Below are 24113 nucleotides of genomic sequence, written 5' to 3'. Positions count from 1 at the left end.
GGCGAACGTGTCTGAGCTTCTCGACCTGGCCGGAATCTTCGTCTTCGCCCTGTCCGGCGCGCTCATGGGCGTACGCAAGCGGCTCGACGTCGTGGGGATGGGGGTGCTGGCCGAGATCACCGCCCTGGGCGGGGGCGTGGTGCGTGACCTGATACTCAACGTGCGCCCGATCGCCTTCCAGAGCCTCGGCTACGTGCTGGTGCCCGTGGCGGCGACCGTGATCGTGTTCTTCTGGCATCCGCACGTCGCACGGGTGATGCCGGCCATCCTGGTGCTGGACGCAGCCGGGCTCGGGCTGTTCTGCGCGGTGGGGACGGAGAAGGCCCTGGAGTACGGGCTGAGCCCGCTGCACGCCGCGCTGCTGGGGGTGGCGACGGCGGTGGGCGGCGGGATGCTGCGGGACATGCTGGCCGGGGAGATCCCGACGCTGCTGTACGACCGGCAGCTCTACGCGGTGCCGGCCATGCTGGGGTCGGCGGTGATGGCGGGGCTGTGGTCGTCCGGGCTGCAGGGATGGCCGGCCACGCTGGCGGCGGCGGTGCTCGCCTTCGGGCTGCGGATCACGGCGATGCGCCGCAAGTGGCGCGCGCCGCTGGCCCGGGGGGTCGGCGAGTGACCGTCCCGCATTGCGGGAAAGCCGCCGAAGGCCTGACGATCTCCGACTATCTGCGCCGCCAGCTCCGCCTCTTCACGCGCCCGACGGCCGCCGAGGTCGTCGAGCGCGCGCTTCGGCGTCCGCGGGACGGAGGGCCCACCAACGAGGACATCGTCCAGGCGATCCACGACAGCCGCGGCGAGTAGCATGATCGTCGTTGATGCCTCGGCATGCGTCCACGTGCTCCAAGCCGAGCGACCCGACCGCGAGCTGGTGCGCACGTTTCAGAACGCCGGCTCACTGCACGCTCCCGCCCTTCTCGACGCCGAAGTCCTGAGCGCGCTTCGCGGACTCGTGCATGGCGGAAGGCTCACCCCGCGTCTGGGCGCTCCATCCGCTCACACCATGGCGATGAGCGAGTCCGCGGGGCGGGGCGGGCCGACGGGGCCCTTGTCGCGGGCGGTGCGGAGGCGGGTGACCGCTTCGGTCAGGACCTGGGGCGGCAGCGTGTACGGCAGCCGGAGGCAGCCCTCCAGCGTGCCCTCCAGGCCGAACCACGGGCCGGGCGCGAGGCGCACACCGTGGCCGGCCGCCGCCTCGGCCAGCGGTGTCGCGGCGTCGCCGTTGAGGCGTACCCAGAGCGTGCCCCCGCCGCGCGGCACCGTGAACGTCCACTCGGGCAGGTGCTCGCGCAGCCCCGACACCAGCGCGTCGCGGGAGGCGCGCAGCGCGCGGCGCCGCTCGGCGCGCGTCTCCTCCAGCCGGTCGAACAGCCGCGCCACCACCAGCTGCTCCATCACCGGGCTGGCGATGTCCACCACCGAGCGGTGCCTGGCCAGGCGGCGGGCCAGCGCCGCCGTGGTGCGGATCCAGCCGATGCGCAGCCCGCCCCACCACAGCTTGGACGCCGAGCCGATGCTGATCACCCGGCTGTCGGTGTCGAACGCGGCCATGGGAGACGTGGGCGGCACCTCGTCCAGCGCGAGCTCCAGCCAGGTCTCGTCGACCAGCACCAGCGTGTCGGAACGCCGGGCCGCGCCCACGACGGCGGCTCGCGTGGCGTCGTCCATGAGGGCGCCGGTCGGGTTCTGGAAGTCGGGCATCAGATAGGCCAGGCGGACTCCGGACTGGCGCATGGCGCCGATCACCAGGTCGGTCTGCCAGCCCTCGTGCGAGATCCCGACCGGGACGATCCGTGCGGAGCGCTGCCGGGCCATGTCGATGGCGTGCGGGTACGTCGGCGACTCCACCAGCACCGGGTCGCCGACGGCGACGAGCAGGCCGAGCACGAGCTGGATGGCGTGCTGGGAACCGGTGGTGACGACGATCTGCTCCGGACGGGTGGCCAGTCCCCTGGCGGTGTAGCGGGCGGCGATGCGCTCCCTGAGCACCGGCAGGCCCATGGGGTCGTAGCCGTTGCCCATGCCGTACCGGGGCAGGTCCTCGACGGCCTCCAGCATCGCCTGCCGCAGGGCGGTCGGCGCGGGCGGGGCGGCGCAGTGAAGCTGGACCAGGCCGTCGCCGTCGGTGGTGAGCCACGGGTTGTCATGCGTCATGGCCGGGTCCGGCAGGGCCGTCCAGCTGCCCGAGCCCCGGCGGCTCTCCAGGTAGCCGCGTTCGCGGAGCAGGTCGTACGCCGCGGTCACGGTGGTGCGGCTGACGTTGAGGCTCTCGGCGAGGTGGCGTTCGGCGGGCATGCGGACGCGTACCGGGAGCCGGCCGTCCATGATGAGCGCGCGTACGCCGTCGGCGAGCGCGCGGTAGTACGGGCGCGCGCCGGGATCGACGTCGACCAGCCGGGCGACCTGAGCCGCCGAGAGATGCTTCATAAGGCCACTTTTCGTGATTGGCCCTGTTTTGGCAAGCGAGTGCCCTGCCATTCTGGGGCCACTATGAGCGAAACGACCGTCCCCAGAGTGAGTTCTTTCCCCGCCCGCCTCGCCCGACTGTACGGCGGGCTGGCCCTGTACGGCGCCGGCATCGGGCTGCAGGTGGAGTCCGGACTGGGCAACGACCCCTGGGACGTGTTCCACCAGGGCGTGGCGATCAGGGCCGGGGTGTCGATCGGCACGGTGATCATCGGCGTGGGCGCGCTGGTCATGCTGCTGTGGATCCCGCTGAAGCAGCGGCCGGGCTTCGGGACGATCAGCAACGTGGTGTTCCTCGGTCTGTTCGCCGACGCCGCGATCTTCCTGCTGCCCACGCCGGCGCATCTCGTGCTCCAGGCGTCGTACGTGGTCCTGGGGGTGGTCGCGGTCGCGCTGGCGACCGTCCTGTACATCGGCGCCGGCATGGGGCCCGGCCCGCGAGACGGGATCATGACCGGGCTGGTGCGGCTCGGCCTGTCGGTGCGCATGAGCCGGTTCCTCATCGAGATCACCGTGCTGGCGGCCGGATGGCTGCTCGGCGGTACGGTCGGCATCGGGACGCTGGTGTTCGCGCTGGCCATCGGGCCGCTGACGCAGCTGTTCACCCGCTGGTTCCCGCTGACGTGATCCCGTGGCCGGGTCCGGCATGACGCGACATGATCGAATCCGGCCACGGGATCACCCCCGCTCGGAGTAGCGTCTAGGCATGCGGATCGAGGATTACGCCCTGATCGGAGACATGCAGTCGGCCGCGCTCGTGGGCAGGAACGGTTCCATCGACTGGCTCTGCCTGCCCAGGTTCGACTCCCCCTCGTGTTTCGCGGCGCTGCTCGGCAGCGAACGCAACGGTCACTGGTGGCTCGGCCCGACCGGGCGCAGACCTGCCGACCGGCGGCGCTACCGGCCAGGCACGCTGATCCTGGAGAGCGAGTGGGACACCCCGACGGGCACGGTCCGCGTCATCGACTTCATGCCGCCCCGCGACCGCAATCCCGACGTCGTGCGGATCGTCGAGGGCGTCTCCGGGACCGTGGAGGTGTCCACGCAGCTCAGGGTCCGCTTCGACTACGGCAGGATCGTGCCGTGGGTGCGGCGCAGCAACGGGCACCTGCAGGCCATCGGCGGGCCCGACTCGGTGTGGCTGCACGCCCCCGTGCCGCTGAAGGGCGGCGACTACGCCCACCGGGCCACGTTCACCGTGAAGGAGGGCGAGCGGCTGCCGTTCGTGTTCACGTGGCACCCCTCGCACGAGCCGATGCCGCCGCAGATCGAGGCCGCCACGCAGCTCGACGAGACCGAGGCGTACTGGGCCGAGTGGGTGTCGCGCTGCACCTACGAGGGGCCGTTCCGGGACGCCGTGGTGCGCTCGCTCATCACGCTGAAGGCTTTGACGTACGCGCCGACCGGCGGCATCGTCGCCGCCCCCACCACGTCGCTCCCCGAGGACCTGGGCGGGGTCCGCAACTGGGACTACCGCTTCTGCTGGCTGCGTGACGCGACGATGACCCTCGACGCGCTGATCTCCTCCGGATACCTGGAGGAGGCGGCCGACTGGCGTTCCTGGCTGCTGCGCGCGATCGCCGGCCGGCCGCAGGACCTGCAGATCATGTACGGCGTCGCCGGCGAACGCCGCCTGCCCGAGCTGCTGCTGGACTGGCTCGACGGCTACGAGGACTCCCGCCCGGTACGCATCGGGAACGAGGCCGTCAAGCAGCTGCAGCTCGACGTGTACGGGGAGGTCATGAACTGCCTGTACGTCGCCCGCACCAGCGGCCTGTCGGCCGACGACCGCGCCTGGACCATCCAGCGGGAGCTCCTCGACTACGTGGAGGACCACTGGGACGAGCCCGACGAGGGCTTGTGGGAGGTGCGGGGACCGCGGCGGCACTTCGTGCACTCGAAGGTGATGTGCTGGGCGGCGCTCGACCGGGCCGTCAAGTATGTGGAGCGCTTCGGGCGCACGGGGCCGGTCGACAAGTGGCGGACGTTGCGGGACGTCATCCACGCGGAGATCTGTGAGCGGGGGTACGACCCGGAGCGGAACACGTTCACGCAGTCGTACGGGTCGTCGGAGCTGGACGCCGCTCTGCTGATGATCCCCATCGTGGGGTTCCTGCCGATCGACGATCCCCGGGTGAAGGGGACGGTGGCCGCGATCGAGAAGGAGCTCATGTCGGACGGGTTCGTGCTCCGCTACCCGATCGCCGAGGACAACGACGTGGACGGGCTGCCCGGCGGGGAGGGGGCGTTCCTGGCGTGCAGTTTCTGGCTGGCGGAGGTCATGGCGATGCAAGGGCGGAAGGATGAGGCCCGGGACCTGTTCAAGCGGCTGCTGGCGTTGCGGAACGACGTGGGGTTGCTGGCGGAAGAGTACGACCCCCGCTACGGCCGCCTGGTCGGCAACTTCCCCCAGGCCTTCAGCCACGTCCCTCTGATCCACGCCGCCCGCGCCCTGTCGTAGCTTCCTCGGATTGCCGAGACACGTGGTTCCCTGACGCGCACTGAGGCGATAATCCGGCTGCGGACGCCCTGCACGCCATGCGAGGCTGTGCCACGAGCAGGCCGACCCGGTGCGGCACGTCGTCGATCTGGCGTGGCGGCTGAGCTCCCCGGCCGCCCGGTCGGGACGCCACGCACGGGTGTGGCAGGACGCGGCGGGCCAGGCAGTCGGGTTCGCTGCCTGGCAGCCGGACTGGGCGACCCTCGACCTCCTCACACGCCCGGGGCCCCAAAGGGGGACGGTCCTGGACGCGATCTTCGCCGGGGCGGAGCGGTTGTTCCGCCGGCTGGACGAGGAACGCGGCGAGAAGCTGCCGTACTGGATCGAATACCGCGAGGACGACGAGCACGGCGCCGCCGTGGCCGCCGCCTACGGCTACACGACGCCAGGACCGGGCCTGGCGCAGTTGGAGCATCCCCTGACCGGTCTTGCCGCCCAGGCCCTCTCCCCGCGGGGGTGCGCGTCGCGGGTTCTGGTCGGCGCCGCCGAGGCGGACGCCTACGCCCGGGCGCACCGAGCCGCCTTCGCCAGCGAGTCGATGACCGGCGGGTGGAAGGCGCGCACGCTGCGCGTGCCGGGCTACCGGCCTGACCTTGACCTGGTGGCCGTCGCTCCTGATGAGACACTCGCCGGCTTCTGCGTGGGCTGGTTCGACGCAGACCGGCGGCTTGGTCAGGTGGAGCCGCTGGGGGTCGATCCGCGCCATCGACGCGCCGGCCTCGGCGGGGCGCTCCTCGGTGAGATGCTGCATCGATTCCGGGCGCTCGGCGCTCGCCGTGCCCTCGTCGAGACCGACCCCGGTGACGCGGCAGCGGTGCGGTTGTACGAGTCTGCCGGGTTCCGCTTCGCTCACGCCGTGCGCCGGGTGGGCCGGGTCATGGCGGGATGACCGTGGAGTTCTGGGCGTGGTCGCGGGCGGCGGCCAGCCCCTCATTGGGTCCAACTGAGAAGCGCTGTGATTGATACGCTTCTCAGTTAACCTCAGACGCGTGGGCCACGACGAAGCAGACGCCGCCCTCGCCATGCCGGTCGGGATCACCTTGCCGATTTGACGGACCGAGCGCTCCTTGAGTCCCTCCGGCTGGTCACGCCCAGCGGGAGCGTCACGAACGCGGGCGTGCTCCTGCTCACCGACGAATCACTGATCCACGAGATCGTGCCCGGCTACGGGTACTCATACCAATTCCGGCCCACATCGGGAAGTGAAGCCACCGGAAGAATGCGGGGGAATCGTCCGCTCATCGCGGCGATCCAGGCCCTGACCGACGCCATAGAGAGCCGCAGCAACATCTATCCGCTCAACCTCGCCGGCGGAATTCAGCTCCAGCTCACCGATTACCCGAGCGTCGCGGTGAGGGAACTGATCGTCAACGCCCTGATTCACCGATCGTACGAGACGGGTGGCACGGTCGACGTCGAACACTCCCCCGAGCGTCTGGTGATCACGAGCCCTGGAGGGCTCGTGTCAGGGGTGACGCCCGCCAACATCCTCACTTACCCTTCAACGCCCAGGAACAGGCTGCTCACGGAAACCGTCTCCGTCCTTCAGTTGGCGGAGCGGACCGGACAAGGCGTGGACAGGGCCTATCGGGAGATGCTGCGGGTCGGCAAAGAGCCCCCTCTGTTCGAGGACAGCGGGACGCTTGTTCGCGCCACGCTCGCGGGAGGTATAGGAAACGACGCGTTCGTACGCTTCATCAATGATCTGCCTGCCAAAGCGGGAAGAGATCTCAATGTGCTGCTCGCCATGTCCCACCTCCGCCACAACAGCGGAATCGAAGCGTCCAAGCTTGCTGGAATAATCCAGAGGACTCCGGTCGAGTCGCAAGAGGTCCTGCTCGCCATGGCGGACGAGTACAACTTGATCGAGCCGGCGAAGAGAACCGCCACAAACCCTTCCCCACCTACCGGCTGCGATCGGACGTGCTCGCGGCCATGTCACGATCGCTCTCATATCGGCGCCGCTCCGTCGACGACGCCGATCAGAAAGTCGTCGACCACGTGAGAGAGTACGGCTTCGTCACCAACCAGACGATTCGGCGCCTCTTCGATATTCACGTCTACGCTGCTCGAGACCTGCTGAACAGTCTGCGGGAACGCGAAATCATCGACAAAATAAAAGACGCGCGGGGAGGGACCGGAGTCAAATACGGCCCCGGGCCGAAATTCCCCAAGGGCCGGTCCTGATCGTCTGCTCACCACGCGATTCAGGGCTTCGGCGTCACCGGGCCGGTGAGCGAAGGGTCAGGTTCATACGGATGTCGTCGGCGGCCCACAGGACGAAGCGTTCGGTGGGGACGACGTCGTGGCCGGGGACCGGTTGGAAGGTGAATCTCCTCAGGAGGGTGGCCAGGACCAGTTCGGCCTCCACCATGGCCAGGCTCGCGCCCTCGCAGCTGCGTGGCCCGAGGCCGAACGGGACGTAGGCGTAGCGGGGGCGGCGGGCGGCTTCGTCGGGGGTGAAGCGGCCGGGGATGAACGCCTCGGGGTCCGGCCAGTACTGCGGGTTCATGTGGACGGCCCAGAACGGGTAGAAGATGGTCGTTCCGGTGGGGATGTCGTAGTCGCCGAGGGTGAGGGGCTCGGTGGTTTCGCGAGCGCCGTACGGGCCGGGAGGGTACAGGCGCATCGATTCCTTGAGGGCCATCTGGAGGCACGGCAGGCGTTTGAGGTCGGCGTAGTCGGGGGTGGTGCGGCCGGCCAGGACCTGGTCGATCTCGGCTGCCACTCGGGCGGCCTCCTCGGGGTGCCGGGAGAGGAGGTACAAGGTCCAGGAGACGGCCACGCCGGTCGTGTGGTGGGCGGCGAGCATGATCATCAGGACGGTGTCCCGTATGCGGGCCGGGCTCATCCCGGCGGTGGCGAGGGCGGCGACCAGGTCGTGACCGTCCTGCTCGGTCGAGGACAGCACGCCGTCCACGACCTCCCGCAGGTACGCCAGGGCCTCTTCGGCGCGTTTCCGGCCCTGCTCCTCGGTGCCGGGCTCGGCCGGCTGGTAGAGGCGGCCCAGGTACTCGGTGAGCACGATCTCGAAGGCCGTCACGACCTTGCCGGGGTCGTCGACGACGCCGCCCAGGGCGTACTGGCAGATCATCCGGAGCGACAACGCGCTCAGGTCCTTCTGGAGCTCGACGGGGCCGCCCTCGCCGGCGCGCTCCGCCCACCGGTCGGCCTGCTCCTCCGCGAGCGCCGCGAAGCCGGCGAAGTGGGCCTCGTGGGAGCGGCGGCCGGCCAGGACGGACAGCAGCGCGCGGCGCAGCGGGGCGTGCTCGTCCGCGGGTAGCGTCTGCAGGTTGCCCGCCTCGCACAACGGGGCGAGGAACTCGAACAGTTTCTCCGGCCGTTTGTTGATGCCGGCGGTGGCTTCGAGCAGCACCGGGTCGGCGACGGAGACCGCCGAGTCCGTGCCGGGCAGCTGGAAGCGTACGACGGGTCCGTATTCGGCGTGCAGCCGCAACTGGTAGGCGTGCAGGCCGCCGGCGGCAGCGATGTCTTGCAGGCCGCCGTCGCCGCGCACGGGCGGTCCGGGAATCACCGACACGCTCACTCCTTCACGAGGCCCTTCATGAGACATGGATCATTTCCACGTATCTCTCCGGAGTGATTGATTGGCAAGGGTGACAGGGAAATACCTTTGAGGGGAGCCTCGATGATGCGGCCGCGTCTGCGACTTACGTCCGTGACGATCGGGACATCACAACCGCGGGAGCTCGCGCGCTTCTACTCCCGGTTGCTGGACATGCCCGTGACCACGGAAGAGGGCCCGGCGCCCGGTGAGCCCGAGGAGGCGGGATGGGCGCAGATCCGGGCGCCGGAGGGTGTGGGCGCGCCCACGCTCAACTTCGAGTACGAGCGGCACCATGTCACCCCGGTGTGGCCGAGCGTGTCCGGGGGGCAGAACGCCTCGCAGCATCTGGACATCAAGGTCGACGATCTGGCGGAGGCGGTGGAATGGGCGCTGGGCTGCGGTGCGGTTCTGGCCGATTTCCAGCCGCAGGACGAAGTCCGGGTGCTCCTGGATCCCGACGGGCATCCGTTCTGCCTGTTCCTCTAGCCCGCCGAATGTTCCTCTAGCCCGCCGAACGGCGCGCCGAACCGGGCCACCAGAGGGTGACCAGGTCGCGGCCGGACGAGCCCAGGTCGGGCGGGGATTCGTCGGAGACGCCGGCGTCCCGCAGCGCGTCGGCGACGTCGTCGCGGCGGTCCGGCGGCAGGCAGAGGCGGCGGCGGGTGACGTCCACGAGGGTCGCGAAGCTCTTGTACTCGGCCAGGGCCGGGCGGGTCCAGCGCTCGGCCGTCACCTGCAGGCCGAGCGCCTGCAGTGTCTCGATCACCTGCTCGGCCGTCGGGCCCTCGGGGCGCTCCAGGCCGTGGAACCTCTTCCAGTACGGGTTCAGCTCGGTCAGCGGGTGACGTACGGTGATCTCCGCGACCACGCGGCGGCGGGCGTGCCGGGTGAGAGCCGTGACGAACGGCTCCAGGTCGGGCACGTTGTAGATCACGTGATGGCAGAGCACCACGTCGGCCTCCGGCACCTCGGCGGCGACGTCGGGCCAGGTGCCGCACACGGCCGCGGGCGTCAGGCCCAGGGGCGCGGCGCGGCGTACGAGATCGTCCAGGAGCGGCCGGGAGGAGTCCACGACGGTCAGTCCGGTGGTGCGGGCGGCCAGCGGCAGGCTCGCGGAGCCGCCCCCGGCGCCGATGTCCAGCACCGATCCGCCTCCTGGCCCGAGCGCCTCCATCGCACGCTCGTAGGACGGTCCGCCGGGTTCGGCCAGATAGTGCTCGGTGCGCCGGGTGAAGACCTCCTCGGGCAGGACCCAGGGGGACTCCTCGACGGCGGAGAGGATCGGCTCGGGAATGCGCCAGGCCGCCAGGTCTTCGGCCCAGGCGCGCAGCAGGTGTTCGGTGGTGGTGCTCACGGTCTCTCTCACTGTGGTCATGCGGCCGCTCCCAGCCTGCGTCTCAGCATACGGGAGCCCAGATCGACGACGAGGATGACCGCGAGGACGGCGATGACCAGCGTCGACAGCTCGTCGTAGCGGAAGAGCCGGAGCGAGACCGCCAGTTCCTGGCCGACTCCCCCGGCGCCGACGAAGCCCAGCACGGTCGAGGTGCGCAGGTTGCACTCCCACTGGTAAAGCAGCAGCGAGGCCAGCCCGGGCGCGGACTGGGGCACGATGGCGAGCGCGGTGGTGCCCATGCGGCCGGAGCCGGTGAGGCGCAGCGCTTCCACCGGGGCCGGGTCCACGGCCTCCAGTTGCTCGGCGCACAGCTTGGCCAGCAGCCCCGCCCCGTGCACGGCGAGCGCCAGCGACCCTGCGGCGGCTCCCGGGCCGAGCATCGCGACGAACAGCAGCGCCCACAGCAGGTCGGGGACGCCGCGCAGCGTCGCCGCGGTCGTCCTGGCCGCGGCTCGGAGAGCGGGCGGCGCCTCGACGTTGCCCGCGATCAGGACGGCGAGCGGCAATCCCAGCAGGGCGGCGAAGAGGAGGCCGGTGAGCGAGATCTGCACGGTCTCCACGAGGGCGCCCGCCACGTCGGCCAGGAAGGCGCCGGAGAGGTCGGGCGACAGGAGGCCCTCGACGAGCAGAAGGGCTCCCCCGCCGCCTTCCGCGAGCGCGCCGAGGCTGAGGCCGGTGCCGTGGACGGCCCAGCCGAGCACGAGGGCGAGCAGCAGGGCGTTCAGCCAGCCGCGCCCCCGCCCGCCGTTCATCCACCCGGGCCCCCGCCTGCCCGTCCGATGCGGTCGGCCGCCGGGACGCGGTGGGTCGTCGGGAACGTCCTGAAGGGCCGCTCCGTCATGTCCGTCCTCGAGTGACCGGCTCATCGGGTCCGTCCTCGATCGCCGTAGACGCCGGCCGCCGCCGTCTCGTCCAGGGAGTCCCCGTCGTGGACCAGCCGGCCCTCGCGCATGGCCAGGATCCGCGGGAAGCGGCGGGCCACGGTCAGGTCGTGGGTGGCGACGACGACCGTCACCTCCCCGGCCGGTGCGCGAAGCGCCTCGACCACGGCGGCCGCCGTGACCGGGTCCAGACCGCTGGTCGGCTCGTCGGCCAGCAGCAGTCGCGGCCCGGGAAGCAGGGCGCGGACGACGGCGACCCGCTGGCGCTGCCCGCCGGACAGCTCCCGCACCCGCGCGGCGAGCGAGCCGGTGATCCCGTGCCGGTCGGCCAGGGCCGCGAGCCGGTCCTCGTACGCCGCGGGGACCCGGCCGGCGAGCACCCTGGCCCAGTCCCGGAGCCTCCAGGAGGGGCTGGTGCCCATGACGGCGTTGAGCCGGGCCGACAGCCCGGGCACCAGGTCGCCGCCCTGCCGGACGAAGCCGGCGGCCCGCCGGATCTCGCGGCGCTCGCGGGCGGTGCCGTACGGGTCCAGCCCGTTCACCCGTACCGTGCCGGTGGCGGGGACCGCGCCGAGCAGGGCGCGCAGCAGCGTCGACTTGCCCGCGCCGGACGGCCCGAGCAGCGCGACCCGCTCCCCTTCCGCGATCCGCAGCGTCACCCCGTCGACGGCACGCAGCCGCCGTTCGGGGAAGTCCACGGTCAGGTCTCGTGTCCGGAGTTCGATGGTGTGCCTTCCTTCACTGTTCGACGGTGAGCAGGCCGAGGTCGGCCGCGCTGCGGCGGACCTCGTCGTAGTCGGCGGCGGTGACCGTCACGTACCGTTTCGCCCGCATCAGGTCGAGCAGCGCCGGATCCCGGATCGACGTGAACGCCTCGGCGAGGGCGGCCCCGGCGGGCTCGCCGAGCGCCGTGCGCATCACCCACGGGTAGCCCTGGACGCAGCGTTCCTCGATCACGCGCAGCTTCCCGGCCGGGACCTTGCCCTCCTTCTCCAGGCGGCGCAGGATGCGCAGCTCGATGCCGCCGGCGTCGGCCTGCCCGCTCAGCACCGCCTGCGCGGTCGCGTCGTGCCCGCCCGTGAACGTCACCTTCTCCAGCGGCGGGCACTCGTCCACGCGCCGGGGCGAGCAGGCCGCGCCCGCCTCGGTGAGCATGATGCGCGGGTAGAGGCTGCCCGACGTGGAGCTGACGTCGCCGAACGCGAACGACTTCCCGGCCGCGACGACGTCCCGTTTCAGGTCCCGGTACGGCGAGTCGGCCCGCACCACGATCGCGGAGACGTACTGGGGCGTGCCGGTGTCGTGGTCGATCTCGGTGACGAGCGGGGTGAGCGGGACCTGCTGCTCTCCCTGGACATAGGTGAGCCCGCCGAGATAGGCCAGATCGATCCGGCCGCCGGCGAGCGCCGCGACGACCCCGGCGTAGTCGGAGGCCACGAACAGCTCCACCGGCACCCCCAGGCGGCGGTGCAGGTAGGCGGCGAACGGCTCGTACTTCGCCCGCTGCTGCTCGGGAGAGATGTTGGGGATCAGTCCGACGCGGAGCCTCTCGGGGAGGCCGCGCTCGTTCACGGCGGTCTCGGCCGCTCCTCCGCACGCCGTGGTGAGCGAGACGGCGAGGAGCAGCGCCAGGAGGAAGGGGCGCATAGCCGTACGGAATCATGGAATGCCGGTACGCGTCTTACGAACCTGTGACGTCCTCGGCCGCGTCGCTGACGGTGGAGATCGCCTGGCCTAACGTGAGCCGCATGAGTGCCGTTCGACTGCTGGCGGCCGGTGAGGCTCCGCTGCTGGCCCGCCCCTACTACGGCGACGGCGATCCCGGGCCCATCGTGGCCGCCCTGGCTCATGTGCCCGAGCTGCTGGAGGTGGCGCTGCCGTTCATCGGCGCCGCGCTCGGCCCGTCGGCGCTGTCGTGGCGGACCAAGGAGCTGGTGATCGTACGGGTCTCGGCGCTCGCCGGGTGCCGGTACTGCGTGCAGACCCACACGGCCGTCGCGCTCGACGCGGGCCTGTCGCGCGAGGAGATCCTGGCGTTGCGCCTGTCGCTCGACTACCGGGAGGTGTTCGCCGGCGCGGCCGAGCGCGCGGTGATCGCCTGGTCGGACGCCGTCGCGGCCGGGCACGGCCCCGTGTCCGGTCAGGCGCGGGACGGGCTGCGCGCGCACTTCGCCGAGCACGAGACGGTGGAGCTGACCGTGACGGCGGGGGCCACCCTGATGCTCAACCGCCTGGCCACCGCGCTCGAACTGCCCACCTCCCCCGGCACGCTGTCCCGCCTGACGTCGGAGGGCCTGCTGTGAGCGCCATCGCGGAGGCGGTGGCCGCCGGGCGGCTGCCCGGCCGGGTCTGGATGTACGCCGACTACCACTGCAACCTCGCCTGCACGTACTGCCTGACCGAGTCCGCGCCCGGCGTGCCGCGCCGCGAGCTGGGCCACGAGCGCATGGTCGAGATCGCCGCCGAGGCCGCGGAGCTCGGTTTCACCGACCTGGGGGTCACCGGCGGCGAGCCGTTCCTGCTGATGTCGCTGCCCGGGACGCTGGCGGAGATGGCCGAGCATCTGCCCGTGCTGGTCCTGACCAACGGCACGCTGTTCACGCCGAAGCGGCTCGCGCGGCTGGAGCCGATCCTGGGCCGCCGTGTGGCGATGCAGATCTCGCTCGACCGCCCCGACCCGGACGCCAACGACGGGATGCGCGGCCCCGAGAACTTCGGCAAGGTCGTCGAGGCCATCCCGCGGCTGGTGGAACGCGGCATCAGGGTCCGCATCGCCACCACCGTCGAGTCGATCGAGGAGGCCGAGCTCGACCGGCTGTGCGCCCTGCACCGCGACCTCGGCGTACCCGACGAGGACCACGTCATCCGGCCGATCGTCCGGCGCGGCCGTGCCGTGGACCACGGCCTCGGCGTGACCGCCCGGCAGCAGGACCTGCCCGCCGAGCTGACGATCACCACGGACGGGGCGTTCTGGAGCCCGTTCGGGCCGACCGTGTCCGCCGGCGTGGTGGACACGGACCTGCTCATCACCCGCACGACCCGCCCGCTCGGCGTGCCCGCGGGCGCCCTGCTCCGCCTCGTCGAGAACCGGCCGCCCGGCGACGACGTGGCGCTGAACATCCGTTGAGCGTGAGCCGTACAGGGGCCCGGTCGGGCACCATCTGACACCCGCCGCTCGCGGACGCGCCGGATGACGGCGTGCGTGATTAGGGAATCCGGCAGGCGACGATCTCTCGGCGTTCATGTCCGCGTCATCCGGGTCCGCCACGCTCCCGCCGTAGCCGGAGCACCCTCATTCCGGCGGGACGGAGAAAAGCGAACCATGGGTCGCGGGCATCACCACCATCATGACCATGGTCACGAGCTTCCCGGTGAAGCCGACCTGTCGATTCCCGACGAGGAGTTGTCCCCCGGGGAGCTGTCGCGGCGGCGGATGTTCCGCCGGGCGGGGCTGCTGGGCGCCGGCCTGACGGCCGCCGGCGTGCTCGGGACGGCGGGCGAGGCGGCCGCGGACGGCGACCAGGGCGTCGCCGGGCGCGGACGGGAGCCGCGGGACGGCTACCTGTGGCTGGCGGGCGACCACCACATCCACACCCAGTACAGCAGCGACGCCGTCTACCGGGTCATCGACCAAGTGCGGCACGGCAACGCCTATGGTCTCGGCTGGATGGTCATCACCGACCACGGCGGCGCCACGCACGCGAAGATCGGTGTGGACAAGGTCAACCCGGACATCGTGGCCGCCCGCGAGGCGGTCAAGGACACCCTGGTCTTCCAGGGCCTGGAGTGGAACATCCCGGCGGCCGAGCACGGCACCGTGTTCGTCGCCCCGGGGCAGCACGAGGTCGCCACGCTCAAGGAGTTCGAGAACTCCTTCGACGGCTCGGTGAAGGGCGCCGGAGCGAGCACGCCGCAGAACGAGGCGCTGGCCATCGCCGGGCTGAACTTCCTGGCCGACGCCGTCCGGCGGCGCCGGATCCCCGACGCGCTGTTCCTCGCCAACCACCCGTCCAGGAAGGGCCTGGACTCGCCGCACGAGATGCGCGGCTGGCGGGACGCTCAGCCGTCCATCGCGGTCGGCATGGAGGGCGCGCCCGGCCACCAGGCGGCGGGCATCGCCAAGCCGCACGGCCCCGGCGGCGGACGCGGCTACTACGACAGCAACCCGGGCGCCGACTCCTTCCCGGGCTACCCGGCCGAGAGCTACAAGACGTTCGGCGGGTTCGACTGGATGACGGCCACCGTGGGCGGGCTGTGGGACAGTCTGCTGGCGGAGGGCAAGCCGTGGTGGATCACCGCGAACTCCGACGCGCACTGGGTGCACGGCGACACCAGCGACCGCGGCCCGAACAGCAACTTCAACGCCAACGGCAAGTACGAGGACCCGATCTACAAGGGCGTGCCGAACTTCGGGGCCGGCGACTTCTGGCCCGGGTACTACAGCCGCACCCACGTCGGCAGCCAGGGCTTCTCCTACCGCGCCGTCATGAACGGCCTGCGTGCCGGACGCGTCTGGGTCGACCACGGCGGGCTGATCAGCGGGCTCGTGGTGCGGGCGCGGGCGGCGGGCACCGGGCAGCGCGGGGTCACCCTCGGCGGCACGCTGCACGTGCGGCTGGGGGCGCGGGTCGAGCTCACCATCGAGATCACCCTGGCCGGGCGGCCCAACTGGGCGCAGTTCGTGCCGACGCTGGCCCGGGTGGACGTCATCCAGGGCGACGTCACCGGCCCGGCCGCCGACAAGGACGCCTTCACCACGCCTGCCACGAAGGTCGTGCAGTCGTACGAGGTGAACAAGAGCACCGGCACGGTCGCCTTCACCTACCAGCTGGGCGTCGTCGACCGGCCGGTGTACGTGCGGCTGCGCGGCACCGACGGCGGGCGCAGCGCCCCCGGCCTGCTGGGCGCGGCCGTGGACCCGCACGGGCCCCAGATCGACGTGTACGGCGACGCCGACCCGTGGAACGACCTGTGGTTCTACAGCAACCCGATCTGGGTGCTGCCGCGCCGATGACCGGGCCGATGATCCTCGGTGTCGACGCGGGATCGCGTACCCTTCCGGAGGCCGAGCACCTGCTCCACACCGTGGCGCGGGCGCTCGGGCTGCCGGGCGGCACGATCGGCTGCACCCATTTCGTCCCGGCCGGGACGGGCGAGCCGCACATCGCCTGCTCGCTGGCCGTACCGGGGCCGGTCGCGGGCCTGCCCGGCGTTCCGGAGGTTCCGGACGTGTCGTGGGCGCTCGCCGAGCGCCGGGCCGGGCCGCTGGCGGACGGGGCGGCGCTGGCCGCGGCCGAGCACGGCGAGCGGCGGGCCGGGCGGGTGGTCACCTACCCGGGCCGGGACGGGCTCACCGGGACCGTGAGCGTGGGCGCGCTTCTCGGCGGGTCGGCCATCGAGCGGGTCCTGGTGCTCGCCTCCCCGGACCCGCCCGGCGACGACGTGCTCGTCGTCACGGCCGGCCACGTGCGGCCGGTGTGGCGGGACGGCCTGATGACGCTGCTGGCCATGCCCGCCGCCGGCGGGCGCATCGCCCCCGCCGAGGTGCCGAACCCGACCCCCTGCTGCGCCGACCACGCGTAGTTACCTGGGGCCGGTGAGGCGGCGCTCGCCGGCCGTGGTGAGGACGAAGACCTGCCAGTTGTAGTACGCGTAGTAGTTGCGCGGGTCGCGCTTGATCTGGCGGGCGTGCAGGAGGATGGCGTTCACGTACGCCTGCGAGTGGTTGTAGGCGTACAGGGCGCGCCGGTAGTTGCGCGGGGCGCCGCTCGCCCGCAGGTAGTTGGCGGCGGCCATGACGGCGTCGTGGGGGTCGTGGACGTCGCCGCCCATGCCGTAGGCCCGCCAGGTACCCGGCATGAACTGCATGGGCCCCTGGGCGCCGGTGTGGCTGGGTGACTTGACCCGCCCGAACTTCGTCTCGGCGAGCATGACCGCCGCCAGCACCTCCCACTCCACGCCGAAGCGGCGCTCGGCCTTCTTGAAGTAGCCGAGCAGCTCGGCCGCGGGGCGGGGCGCCTGGACCTTGAACACGGCGGACGGCTTGATCGGCCGGGCCAGGACGAGCAGGTCGCGGATGGCCTTGGCGTTGTCCTTGGCCTGGGCGGCGAGGGCGGCGGGCAGGCGGGCGAAGGCGCGGTCGGCGACCTCGGGGTGGCGGGCGGCGTAGCGGTAGACGCGCTGCTGGTAGAGGGCGAGCAGCTCGACGTCCGCGGGCGGCTTGCCCTTCTTGTCCCACCGGTCGATGGCGGCGTTGAGCGCGGTGGTGGTCTTGCGCAGCTCGGCGGCCAGGCGGCCGGCGTTCTCGGGAACCGGCCGGCCGGGGGCGGGGAGCTCCTCGGCGGACGCGGCAGGGGTGCTCGCCGCGGGGGACGGCGTGCGGGCCGGGGCCGCGCCGGCCGCGCCTCCCGACGGTGCCGACGCGCCGCAGGAGGCGGCTCCGACGAGGGCCGCCACCGCGGCGGCGGCGAGGACGGGACGGCGTGGGCGGTGCTGGCGTTCGCGTTCCTCCATGGTCGGCCAACCTACCGGCTGCGGCGGCCCGCTTCCGCACGACTCGGCAGCGGCGCGTCCCGTGCCGGTGCCGAGTCGTTGCGGAAGCGGGCCGGCGGCCGTCGGACGAAGCGCAGGTCACTCGTACGGCGTCAGGAACTCCCGCGGCTTCAGCGCCCGCGCCACGATCCGCACGTCACCGATCCATCCGTAATATCCCTGCCCGTACCTCTGCGCGAACTGCGTCCCTCCGATCGCGAACGGCTTGCCCAGCGTGGAGATGCCCTTCGACGGCTGGGTGGGATTCCGGGCGATCTTGGAGCCGTCCACGTACACCACGGTCCGGCGCGCGTCGTTCACCACCGCGACGTGCGCCCAGCGCCCGACCGGCAGCGCGTGGCTCCACGAGGTCGGGTCGGCGTCCCGGTCGGTCGGGTACACGACGAACTGCAGGAACCGCTCGGGCGACAGGTTGAGGCTGCACGTCGGCTCCTCGGGCGACCAGCCGCTGGTCTTGCCGGCGTCGCCGCTGCGGCCCTCCCAGCTCAGGATCCCCATCCAGGCGTGGTCGCCGACGAACGGATCGGGCAGCTTGATGAACGCCTCGATCGTGTACCCGGACTCGAACCTCATGCTGTTGATCGGCGCGCCGACGGCCGACCTCAGCACCGCGCCGCGGTCCGGGCCCTTGCCGCCGTCGAAGCGCAGGCTGGCGTGCGCCGGCTGGCCCTCGTGGTGCTCGGCCGACCACTTCAGCACCTCGGGGGCGCTGGCGTGCAGCAGCTCCATGGTGAGGTCGTTGCCGCCCCCGGTGAGGTCGCGGGCGACCGCGCCCGCCGGGACGACGGCACCGTCCGTGCCCGCGCCGGCCAGCCCCTCGGCGTCGAAGCGCCAGTACGCCACCGTGCCCTTCGGCATCACGGCCTTCGCCGGTCGCGGCGGGGGCGGCGTACGCGGCGCGAAGCCGGCGAAGCGCTCGTCGAAGTCGATCTCGATGCTGAAGCGGTCCACGGGGCCGGTCAGCTCGAGGTTCTCCGCCTCCAGCGGGGTGCGGTCCTCGGGGTCGCGCGCCAGCAGCCACGGCGACAGCGTCTCCACGTCGATGACGTTCCGCGCGAGGTCGAAGGCGTACAGGCGGACCATGCCGGCGCCGCCGTAGTAGCGGTCCTGGTAGTTGGCGATGTGCACGTGGACGTCGTGGCCGGCGTCGTTCTTCAGCACCGTGCGCCCGGGGGGCCAGTAGTGCCCGTTGAGCGTCAGGAAGATCTGGTCGTTGCGCCGGACGAGGGCGTCCCACAACCGCTGCCCGTACTGCGACAGCGCCGCCTTGCCCGACGCGTCGGCCCAGGCCAGGTCGTGGGTGGTGAGGATGGCGGGCAGGGTGCGGTTGGCGTCGATGACGCCCTGCGCCCACTGGATGCCCTTGTCGGAGATGCGCCAGTCGAGCGCGAGCACCAGCCACTCCCGCCCTCCGGCCGCCAGAACGTGGTAGCTGTTGTAGCCGTCGGGCGAGGCGCCGCGGAACGTCGGCATCCTGGCGAACCTGGCCGGGCCGAACGCCCGCAGGTACGCGCTGTCGCCGCGCTGGTCGTCTCCGCCCCTGATGTCGTGGTTGCCGGCCAGCACGCTGTAGGACAGCCTGCCGTCGATGGCCTTGAAGGCGTCGCTGGCCAGGCCGATCTCGTGCTCGCTGCCGTGCTCGGTCACGTCGCCCAGGTGCGTCATGAACGCGATGTTCCTCCTCTCCCGCTCGCCGGTGAGGAAGCGGAACGTCTGGCGTAACGGGGCGGGGTCGGAGCTGTCCTCGTCGAAGAGGTACTGCGTGTCGGGCAGGACGCCGATGGTGAAGCGCGGGCTTTCCCGGTCGTACCTGCCGCCGCCCGTCGCGGCCTGGGCGGGGGCGGCGCCGATGAGGGCTCCGGAGGCCGCCGCGGCGGGCGTGGCGACGGCCGCCTGCAGCAGCGTGCGGCGGCCGAGGGAGGGGTGGGTCATGGGTTTCTCCGTTTCAGGGTGCCGCGCAGCACCATGATCGGCTCACATGGCCCGGTGGTGCCCCGGGCGCTAACGCCCGCCCTCCGCCGGTGGAAATCTTCGGCCCCTGGCAGGGCGAAAGGTTCATGGGTCGCCGGGCGGGCCGCCCTGCCGGCGTAAGGCCCGGGGAGAGGCGCCCAGCTCGCGGCGGCAGGCCTTGTTGAACGCCTGCAGGTCCGGGATGCCCACGGCGGCCGCGATCGCCGGGATCGCCAGCGTCGACTCGCGCAGGAGGTGCAGTGCGCGGGTCATGCGGCGGCGGCGGATGTAGGCGACCACGGTGTGGCCGGTGTGCGCGCGGAACAGCCGGGTGAGGTGGTTGTGGGACACGCCGGCGGCGCGGGCGATGCCGGGCACGGTCAGCGGCGCGGCCAGGTCCGCCTCGATCTGCTCGATCGCGGCGGCCACGACGGCGTCCGGGCCGCCGGCCACGGGCAGGCCGGCCACCCGCCAGAGCACCGTCCACACCTCCGCCGCCGCCCGCGCCCGCGTGTCCGGCACTGCGGCGATGGCCTGCCGGAGCGAGGCGGCGATGAGGGGCGCCTGGTCCCCGGCGTCGCGCATCACGGCCACGTCGCGCCGGTCGCCGTCGCCGGGGAGGCGGAAGTGCGCGTACAGGTGCTCCGACCGGCCTCGATAGTGGTAGTGCACCTCGGCGCCGGGCGGGATGAGGCTGACGTGGCCCGGTCTGATCGGGTGCGCGGTGCCCTCGAGCACCAGCTCGGCGGTGTAGCCGTACAGGTGGAGCTGCCAGAGGTCGGGCAGCTTGAACACGTCGTGGGAGCTGACGACGCCGTGCACGCCGACTCCCGCCCCGGCGACGGCGGGAGGGTCGGACAGCGCAAGGGTCACCCGGTGCATAGACGCATATATAGGTGAAAACGGACCACTAGTCGATGATTACAACCCACGACATGACATATGCATGATCGTACCTTCGAGGCATGCGAACCACTTTGCTGACTTCGGTGGAGGTGGCCCGGTTCGTCGCGGCCGGCTACCTGCGGCTCGACGCGGTCGTCCCGGACGAGCTGAACGACCAGGCCGTCGACGTGCTGGAGGCGGGCATCCCCGCGGTGCCGTACGGGACGCCGCTCAAGGAGGCCTTCCCCGAGGGGTCCTTCGCCCGCAGGCTCGTCGAGGTGCCGGAGGTCGCCGGGGCCCTGCGCTCCCTCGTCGGCCCGGACCCGACCGTCGACCACCACGCCGTGCACGTACGCGAGCCGCGCGGCGGCGAGGCGCAGCCGCTGCACGCCGACGCCATCATCGACACCCGCACGGACGCCTTCGACGTGCAGCTCATGTACTACCCGCGCGAGGTGACCGCGGACATGGGCGGCACCCTGGTGGTGCCCGGCAGCCACCTGCGCCGCACCAACGAGAGCGACACCGGCCGCTACCAGAACCTGCGCGGCCAGACCCGTCTGACGTGCCCGGCCGGCACCGTGATGCTGCTGCACCACGGCATCTGGCACGGCGGCCGGCGCAACGACAGCGACCAGCGCCGCTACATGTTCAAGATCCGCTTCAACCCGACCGTGCCCCAGGTGCTCCTGTGGGACACCGCCGATCTGGCCGACCCGGCCGTGGCCGCCGAGCTGAACCGGCGTTTCCCCTGGTACGAGCCCGCGACCGGGCGGCTGGAGGTCCACAACCGGGTGCTGCTGTGGCGGGCGATGACCGCCGACCCGGCCTTCGACATCGACTACTGGACGACACGTGTGAACAACCGCCCCGGGAGGGTCGCATGAAGCAGCAGGTCCTGGTTCTCTACCTCGCCACGTCCGCGCTCGACGCGCCCGTGGTGGGATGGTCGTCCTACGACGGCACCGGGCGCACCCATCCGACCGCCGGGGACGGGGACGAGCCGCCGTACGAGACCGGGGTGGACGCCCTGCGCGACGGCTGGCGGCTTTTCCAGGCGTCGCAACTCATCCCGCCGTACCCCGGAAGCGAATACGACACGTCGTTCCTCAAGCACGAGTTCTTCTTCGAGAAGCTGTCGTAGTGACTTATGGTGTGGATCGCCCATGGAGGTCCGGGAAAGGAGCGGAATGCCGGATGTCCGCCCGCTCCGGCCGGGCGATCCCGAGTGGATGGGCGGTTACCGGCTCGTCGGCGTGCTCGGCTCCGGCGGGCAGGGAACGGTCTACAAGGCGGTGGCCGGCGGCGGTCGCGAGGTCGCCGTCAAGGTGCTGCACAGCCACCTGAGCGGGGACGACGACGTCACCAAAGGGTTCCTGCGGGAGGTGGAGGCGGCGCGGCGGGTGGCGGCGTTCTGCACGGCCGCGGTGCTCGACGTCGGGATGCTGGACGACCGGCCGTACATCGTGAGCGAGTACGTCCCGGGCGACACGTTGCAGCAGGTCGTCCGGTCGGCCGGGCCGCGTTCCGGCGGGGCGCTGGACCGGCTGGCGATCTCCACGCTGACCGCGCTGGCCGCCATCCACCAGGCCGGGATCGTGCACCGGGACTTCAAGCCGGGCAACGTGCTCATGGGGCCCGAGGGGCCGATCGTCATCGACTTCGGGATCGCCAAGGCGCTGGACGCCACGACGATGGCGTCCGGGCCGGTGGGGACGCCGACGTACATGTCGCCGGAGCAGTTCGAGGGGCGGCGGATCGGGCCGGCGTCGGACGTGTTCAGCTGGGCGGGGACGATGGTGTTCGCCGCCACCGGGCGCCCGCCCTTCGCCGGGGACACGGTCCCGGCCCTCATGAACGCCATCCTGAGCGGTGCCGCCGACCTGTCCGGCGTGCCGCCGCACCTGCTGGACCCGATCCGGGAGTGCCTGTCCAAGGACCCTGCCGCCCGGCCGCTTCCCGCGGACCTGTTGCAACAACTGATCAGGCGGACCGGACCCGCCCTCCAGCCGCCCGGCGCGGCCTCCGCGGGTTCCCAGCCCGGACCGGCGGGCCGGCCGTCGTCCGGGGGTCCGTCCACGCCGACGGGCCACCCACCACCCATCGGTGCACCATCCGGACCCACGAGCCGACCATCCAGACCGGCGGGCGGGCCGGCGTGGGGCGGGCCGGCGACGGGCGGGCCGGCGACGCCGGCGACTCGCCCGCCCGACATCTCCCCGTCCGGGCCGGTCGGGGCGTGGTCCGGGGCGGCGGGCCCGCGCTCTTCGGACCCTGAAGCGGTGCAGGCAGGGCCGCCCGCGGGTCACCACGCCGGGCAGGCGTTCCCGGTGCCCTCGCAGGCGGGCCAGGCGCTTCCGGTGCACCCGCAGGCAGGGCAGGCGTTTCCGGTGCACCCGGGGCCTGGGCAGGCGGTCGACGTGGCCACCTCGCCGAGCGGCGGGCGGGTCAGCCGCCGGGCCGTGCTCAGCGCCGCGGCCGCCGCCGCTGCCACGGCGGCCGTTTCCGCGTTCGTGATCTTCCGTCCGGATGGCGGGTCGCTACGGCCCGGAGGCGGCGCGTCCTCCTCCCCCGGCGGCGACGCGTCCTCCCCCACGACGACCACCACGGACGCGAGCCCGACCACCACGGACGCGACCTCGCCATCCACCCGGAAGACGACCGCTTCCGCCGCCGCGGAGCCGTTCGGGACGCAGGTCGGGGAGCCCGTGCGGCTGGCCGGCGGATCCGGCGCGCCCGCGGCTCTCGCCGCGAGCGGGAGCGGCGTCGCGTGCGGCACGGCCAACGGGACCGTGCTCGCCTGGGACCTGGACAAGTCCAGGGTCACCAAGCTCGGCGACGGCGGCGGCAAGGCAGTGTCCGTGGCGTACGGCCTGTTCAACGGCGCCACCGCCGTGGCGTCCGGGCACTCCGACGGCACGATGCGCCTGTGGAGCACGTCCGGCCGCAACCTGGCCTCACGCCGGGCCGGCGACCCGATCATCGCCGTGGCGGTCGTGGGTGCCCGGGCCATCGCCGTGTCGCAGAAGTACGACGACATGCGGGACTATCGCAGCACCGTACGGCTGTGGGACATCGCCACGGGCGACCAGATCGGCGCCACGAGCACCGAGCACCAGCAGGGCGTCAGAGGGCTGGCGTTCGGCTGGCTCGGCGACGACGACGTGCTGGTGACGGGCGACGGCAAGCAGAACGTCCGGGTGCGCCGCCTGTCCACGGGAGTGGTCACGCACTCGTTCAACACCGGACAGATCGGCGGCATCGAGCTGCTGGCCTGCGGCACGGCGAGGAACAAGCCCATCCTGGTGTCCACCCACCTGGACGCCACCTTGCGGGTGTACGACCTGGCCACCGGCAAACGCAGGAAGAAGTGGACCTACAGCGACCAGAGCCCGGACGACCGCGGCGCCGTGGCCCTGGCCGCGGGGCTGCTGGGCGACGTGCCCATCGCGGCCGTCGCGCACGCGCCGTACGGCGGCGAGGTGATCGTCCGCGTCTGGAACCTCGACGACGGCGAGATCATCGGCGTGCTGGGGCCCGGTGAGGGCGGGGCGATCCGCACGCTGGCGCTGGCCGAGCAGGCCGGGCGACCGGTGATCGCGGGCGCCGGCGACGACGGGCTGCTGCGGGTCTGGAGCCTGGGCCCCACCTGAGCCCCGGCCCCGCCTGAGCCCCGGCCCCGCCTGAGCCTGGGCCCCGCCGTGCGGCGGCGGGGTCAGCGGCGGCGCGAGGTCAGGGGGCGGTGTCGGTGGCGGCGCTGGACGTGCCGCCTGCGCCGCCGGCCCAGCACCCAGCCCACCGCGAGGAACACAGCCCCGATCGGGGTACGCGCCAGCCTGCGCAGGATCATGGCCTTGAGGAAGCGTTTCATCCGCTCACCCCTGCCCACGGCGGGGCTTGCGACGCGCAGGTGTTGTG

25 protein-coding genes are annotated in these 24113 nt (G+C 72.2%); 15 read left to right on the top strand and 10 right to left on the bottom strand.

Annotated elements, in window-relative coordinates; translation table 11 throughout:
• Nucleotides 1-7: 7 nt before the first annotated feature.
• Together ID574_RS38705 and ID574_RS38700 are read left to right on the top strand one after the other, a co-directional pair.
• Nucleotides 8-616 carry a trimeric intracellular cation channel family protein gene (locus ID574_RS38705; RefSeq protein ID WP_223167525.1) on the top strand — a complete coding sequence of 203 codons (609 nt, stop codon included), beginning with the start codon at nucleotides 8-10 and terminating at the stop codon, nucleotides 614-616.
• The gene (locus ID574_RS38700; protein WP_188193978.1) at nucleotides 613-801 is read left to right on the top strand and encodes a hypothetical protein; all 189 of its coding nucleotides are present in this window, start codon (nucleotides 613-615) and stop codon (nucleotides 799-801) included. Before ID574_RS38705 ends, ID574_RS38700 begins: the two co-directional genes overlap by 4 nt.
• Nucleotides 802-993: 192 nt before the next feature.
• Here the strand turns inward: ID574_RS38700 and yczR are convergent, their stop codons facing one another.
• On the bottom strand, nucleotides 994-2424 hold the full coding sequence (yczR, locus tag ID574_RS38695; protein WP_188193977.1) for a MocR-like transcription factor YczR: 1431 nt from the start codon (nucleotides 2422-2424) through the stop codon (nucleotides 994-996).
• 87 nt (nucleotides 2425-2511) lie between these two features.
• On the opposite strand from yczR, the gene yczE reads away from it, so the two are divergent.
• From yczE to ID574_RS38670, 5 genes are all read left to right on the top strand, one after another.
• Nucleotides 2512-3090 carry a membrane protein YczE gene (yczE, locus tag ID574_RS38690; protein ID WP_223167524.1) on the top strand — a complete coding sequence of 193 codons (579 nt, stop codon included), beginning with the start codon at nucleotides 2512-2514 and terminating at the stop codon, nucleotides 3088-3090.
• Between the two features lie 79 nt (nucleotides 3091-3169).
• Complete coding sequence (locus ID574_RS38685) at nucleotides 3170-4924, top strand: glycoside hydrolase family 15 protein (RefSeq protein WP_188193975.1); 1755 nt, start codon at nucleotides 3170-3172, stop codon at nucleotides 4922-4924.
• A gap of 109 nt (nucleotides 4925-5033) precedes the next feature.
• Nucleotides 5034-5852 carry a GNAT family N-acetyltransferase gene (locus ID574_RS38680; RefSeq protein ID WP_223167523.1) on the top strand — a complete coding sequence of 273 codons (819 nt, stop codon included), beginning with the start codon at nucleotides 5034-5036 and terminating at the stop codon, nucleotides 5850-5852.
• A 159-nt stretch (nucleotides 5853-6011) separates the two neighbouring features.
• A complete protein-coding gene (locus tag ID574_RS38675) occupies nucleotides 6012-6968 on the top strand; it encodes an ATP-binding protein (RefSeq protein ID WP_188193974.1) in 957 nt (318 codons plus the stop codon).
• The gene (locus ID574_RS38670; RefSeq protein WP_188193973.1) at nucleotides 6965-7150 is read left to right on the top strand and encodes a hypothetical protein; all 186 of its coding nucleotides are present in this window, start codon (nucleotides 6965-6967) and stop codon (nucleotides 7148-7150) included. Before ID574_RS38675 ends, ID574_RS38670 begins: the two co-directional genes overlap by 4 nt.
• A gap of 34 nt (nucleotides 7151-7184) precedes the next feature.
• Here the strand turns inward: ID574_RS38670 and ID574_RS38665 are convergent, their stop codons facing one another.
• A complete protein-coding gene (locus ID574_RS38665) occupies nucleotides 7185-8504 on the bottom strand; it encodes a cytochrome P450 (RefSeq protein ID WP_223167522.1) in 1320 nt (439 codons plus the stop codon).
• Between the two features lie 138 nt (nucleotides 8505-8642).
• Here ID574_RS38665 and ID574_RS38660 point away from each other — a divergent pair, with 138 nt between their 5' ends.
• Nucleotides 8643-9017, top strand: coding sequence for a VOC family protein (locus ID574_RS38660; protein ID WP_223167521.1), 375 nt, complete (start codon nucleotides 8643-8645; stop codon nucleotides 9015-9017).
• Between the two features lie 16 nt (nucleotides 9018-9033).
• Here ID574_RS38660 and ID574_RS38655 read toward each other — a convergent pair whose 3' ends face one another.
• From ID574_RS38655 to phnD, 4 genes are read right to left on the bottom strand one after another with little or no spacing between them, the layout of a single operon-like run.
• Nucleotides 9034-9906 carry a class I SAM-dependent methyltransferase gene (locus tag ID574_RS38655; protein WP_188193970.1) on the bottom strand — a complete coding sequence of 291 codons (873 nt, stop codon included), beginning with the start codon at nucleotides 9904-9906 and terminating at the stop codon, nucleotides 9034-9036.
• Complete coding sequence (gene phnE / locus ID574_RS38650) at nucleotides 9903-10793, bottom strand: phosphonate ABC transporter, permease protein PhnE (protein ID WP_188193969.1); 891 nt, start codon at nucleotides 10791-10793, stop codon at nucleotides 9903-9905. The genes ID574_RS38655 and phnE overlap by 4 nt, the downstream gene beginning before the upstream one ends.
• Nucleotides 10790-11506: an ATP-binding cassette domain-containing protein gene (locus ID574_RS38645; RefSeq protein WP_188193968.1), complete on the bottom strand. Its 717-nt coding sequence runs from the start codon at nucleotides 11504-11506 to the stop codon at nucleotides 10790-10792. Before ID574_RS38645 ends, phnE begins: the two co-directional genes overlap by 4 nt.
• Before the next feature lie 40 nt (nucleotides 11507-11546).
• Complete coding sequence (phnD, locus tag ID574_RS38640; protein WP_188193967.1) at nucleotides 11547-12455, bottom strand: phosphate/phosphite/phosphonate ABC transporter substrate-binding protein; 909 nt, start codon at nucleotides 12453-12455, stop codon at nucleotides 11547-11549.
• A 101-nt stretch (nucleotides 12456-12556) separates the two neighbouring features.
• On the opposite strand from phnD, the gene ID574_RS38635 reads away from it, so the two are divergent.
• The 4 genes from ID574_RS38635 to ID574_RS38620 all read left to right on the top strand — a co-directional run bounded on the left by ID574_RS38635 (nucleotide 12557) and on the right by ID574_RS38620 (nucleotide 16391).
• On the top strand, nucleotides 12557-13111 hold the full coding sequence (locus tag ID574_RS38635; protein ID WP_188193966.1) for a carboxymuconolactone decarboxylase family protein: 555 nt from the start codon (nucleotides 12557-12559) through the stop codon (nucleotides 13109-13111).
• Nucleotides 13108-13935, top strand: a complete 828-nt coding sequence (locus ID574_RS38630; RefSeq protein WP_188193965.1) for a radical SAM protein — start codon at nucleotides 13108-13110, stop codon at nucleotides 13933-13935. Before ID574_RS38635 ends, ID574_RS38630 begins: the two co-directional genes overlap by 4 nt.
• Before the next feature lie 195 nt (nucleotides 13936-14130).
• On the top strand, nucleotides 14131-15822 hold the full coding sequence (locus tag ID574_RS38625) for a histidinol-phosphatase (protein WP_188193964.1): 1692 nt from the start codon (nucleotides 14131-14133) through the stop codon (nucleotides 15820-15822).
• A gap of 8 nt (nucleotides 15823-15830) precedes the next feature.
• Complete coding sequence (locus ID574_RS38620) at nucleotides 15831-16391, top strand: hypothetical protein (protein WP_223167520.1); 561 nt, start codon at nucleotides 15831-15833, stop codon at nucleotides 16389-16391.
• Here the strand turns inward: ID574_RS38620 and ID574_RS38615 are convergent, their stop codons facing one another.
• From ID574_RS38615 to ID574_RS38605, 3 genes are all read right to left on the bottom strand, one after another.
• Nucleotides 16392-17321 (bottom strand): lytic transglycosylase domain-containing protein, encoded by a 930-nt coding sequence (locus ID574_RS38615; protein WP_188193962.1) that lies wholly within the window; start codon nucleotides 17319-17321, stop codon nucleotides 16392-16394.
• A 117-nt stretch (nucleotides 17322-17438) separates the two neighbouring features.
• Nucleotides 17439-19292, bottom strand: a complete 1854-nt coding sequence (locus ID574_RS38610; RefSeq protein WP_188193961.1) for a LamG-like jellyroll fold domain-containing protein — start codon at nucleotides 19290-19292, stop codon at nucleotides 17439-17441.
• 123 nt (nucleotides 19293-19415) lie between these two features.
• Nucleotides 19416-20192, bottom strand: coding sequence for a helix-turn-helix transcriptional regulator (locus ID574_RS38605; RefSeq protein WP_188193960.1), 777 nt, complete (start codon nucleotides 20190-20192; stop codon nucleotides 19416-19418).
• Between the two features lie 83 nt (nucleotides 20193-20275).
• Here ID574_RS38605 and ID574_RS38600 point away from each other — a divergent pair, with 83 nt between their 5' ends.
• The 3 genes from ID574_RS38600 to ID574_RS38590 are packed head-to-tail and all read left to right on the top strand — an operon-like array spanning nucleotide 20276 to nucleotide 23848.
• Nucleotides 20276-21082 carry a phytanoyl-CoA dioxygenase family protein gene (locus tag ID574_RS38600; RefSeq protein WP_188193959.1) on the top strand — a complete coding sequence of 269 codons (807 nt, stop codon included), beginning with the start codon at nucleotides 20276-20278 and terminating at the stop codon, nucleotides 21080-21082.
• The gene (locus ID574_RS38595) at nucleotides 21079-21339 is read left to right on the top strand and encodes a hypothetical protein (protein WP_127934273.1); all 261 of its coding nucleotides are present in this window, start codon (nucleotides 21079-21081) and stop codon (nucleotides 21337-21339) included. The genes ID574_RS38600 and ID574_RS38595 overlap by 4 nt, the downstream gene beginning before the upstream one ends.
• Nucleotides 21340-21385: 46 nt before the next feature.
• Nucleotides 21386-23848 carry a WD40 repeat domain-containing serine/threonine protein kinase gene (locus tag ID574_RS38590; protein ID WP_188193958.1) on the top strand — a complete coding sequence of 821 codons (2463 nt, stop codon included), beginning with the start codon at nucleotides 21386-21388 and terminating at the stop codon, nucleotides 23846-23848.
• Nucleotides 23849-23910: 62 nt separating this feature from the next.
• Here the strand turns inward: ID574_RS38590 and ID574_RS38585 are convergent, their stop codons facing one another.
• Complete coding sequence (locus ID574_RS38585) at nucleotides 23911-24066, bottom strand: DUF6203 family protein (protein WP_188193957.1); 156 nt, start codon at nucleotides 24064-24066, stop codon at nucleotides 23911-23913.
• Nucleotides 24067-24113 lie beyond the last annotated feature (47 nt).

The sequence above is a fragment of the Nonomuraea sp. SYSU D8015 genome (assembly GCF_008065375.1).
In the GTDB taxonomy this organism is placed as follows: domain Bacteria; phylum Actinomycetota; class Actinomycetes; order Streptosporangiales; family Streptosporangiaceae; genus Nonomuraea.
Note: the sequence above shows the minus strand (reverse complement) of the source record. Positions and strands in the feature narration are given on the sequence as shown.

Excerpts from the sequence above, each read along its gene's own strand:
- yczR (WP_188193977.1), bottom strand. The coding sequence starts at position 2,424 with ATGAAGCATCTCTCGGCGGCTCAGGTCGCCCGGCTGGTCGACGTCGAT.
- ID574_RS38685 (WP_188193975.1), top strand. The coding sequence starts at position 3,170 with ATGCGGATCGAGGATTACGCCCTGATCGGAGACATGCAGTCGGCCGCG.
- ID574_RS38655 (WP_188193970.1), bottom strand. The coding sequence starts at position 9,906 with ATGACCACAGTGAGAGAGACCGTGAGCACCACCACCGAACACCTGCTG.
- phnE (WP_188193969.1), bottom strand. The coding sequence starts at position 10,793 with ATGAGCCGGTCACTCGAGGACGGACATGACGGAGCGGCCCTTCAGGAC.
- phnD (WP_188193967.1), bottom strand. The coding sequence starts at position 12,455 with ATGCGCCCCTTCCTCCTGGCGCTGCTCCTCGCCGTCTCGCTCACCACG.
- ID574_RS38635 (WP_188193966.1), top strand. The coding sequence starts at position 12,557 with ATGAGTGCCGTTCGACTGCTGGCGGCCGGTGAGGCTCCGCTGCTGGCC.
- ID574_RS38625 (WP_188193964.1), top strand. The coding sequence starts at position 14,131 with ATGGGTCGCGGGCATCACCACCATCATGACCATGGTCACGAGCTTCCC.
- ID574_RS38620 (WP_223167520.1), top strand. The coding sequence starts at position 15,831 with ATGATCCTCGGTGTCGACGCGGGATCGCGTACCCTTCCGGAGGCCGAG.
- ID574_RS38615 (WP_188193962.1), bottom strand. The coding sequence starts at position 17,321 with ATGGAGGAACGCGAACGCCAGCACCGCCCACGCCGTCCCGTCCTCGCC.
- ID574_RS38610 (WP_188193961.1), bottom strand. The coding sequence starts at position 19,292 with ATGACCCACCCCTCCCTCGGCCGCCGCACGCTGCTGCAGGCGGCCGTC.
- ID574_RS38605 (WP_188193960.1), bottom strand. The coding sequence starts at position 20,192 with ATGCACCGGGTGACCCTTGCGCTGTCCGACCCTCCCGCCGTCGCCGGG.
- ID574_RS38600 (WP_188193959.1), top strand. The coding sequence starts at position 20,276 with ATGCGAACCACTTTGCTGACTTCGGTGGAGGTGGCCCGGTTCGTCGCG.
- ID574_RS38595 (WP_127934273.1), top strand. The coding sequence starts at position 21,079 with ATGAAGCAGCAGGTCCTGGTTCTCTACCTCGCCACGTCCGCGCTCGAC.
- ID574_RS38590 (WP_188193958.1), top strand. The coding sequence starts at position 21,386 with ATGCCGGATGTCCGCCCGCTCCGGCCGGGCGATCCCGAGTGGATGGGC.
- ID574_RS38585 (WP_188193957.1), bottom strand. The coding sequence starts at position 24,066 with ATGAAACGCTTCCTCAAGGCCATGATCCTGCGCAGGCTGGCGCGTACC.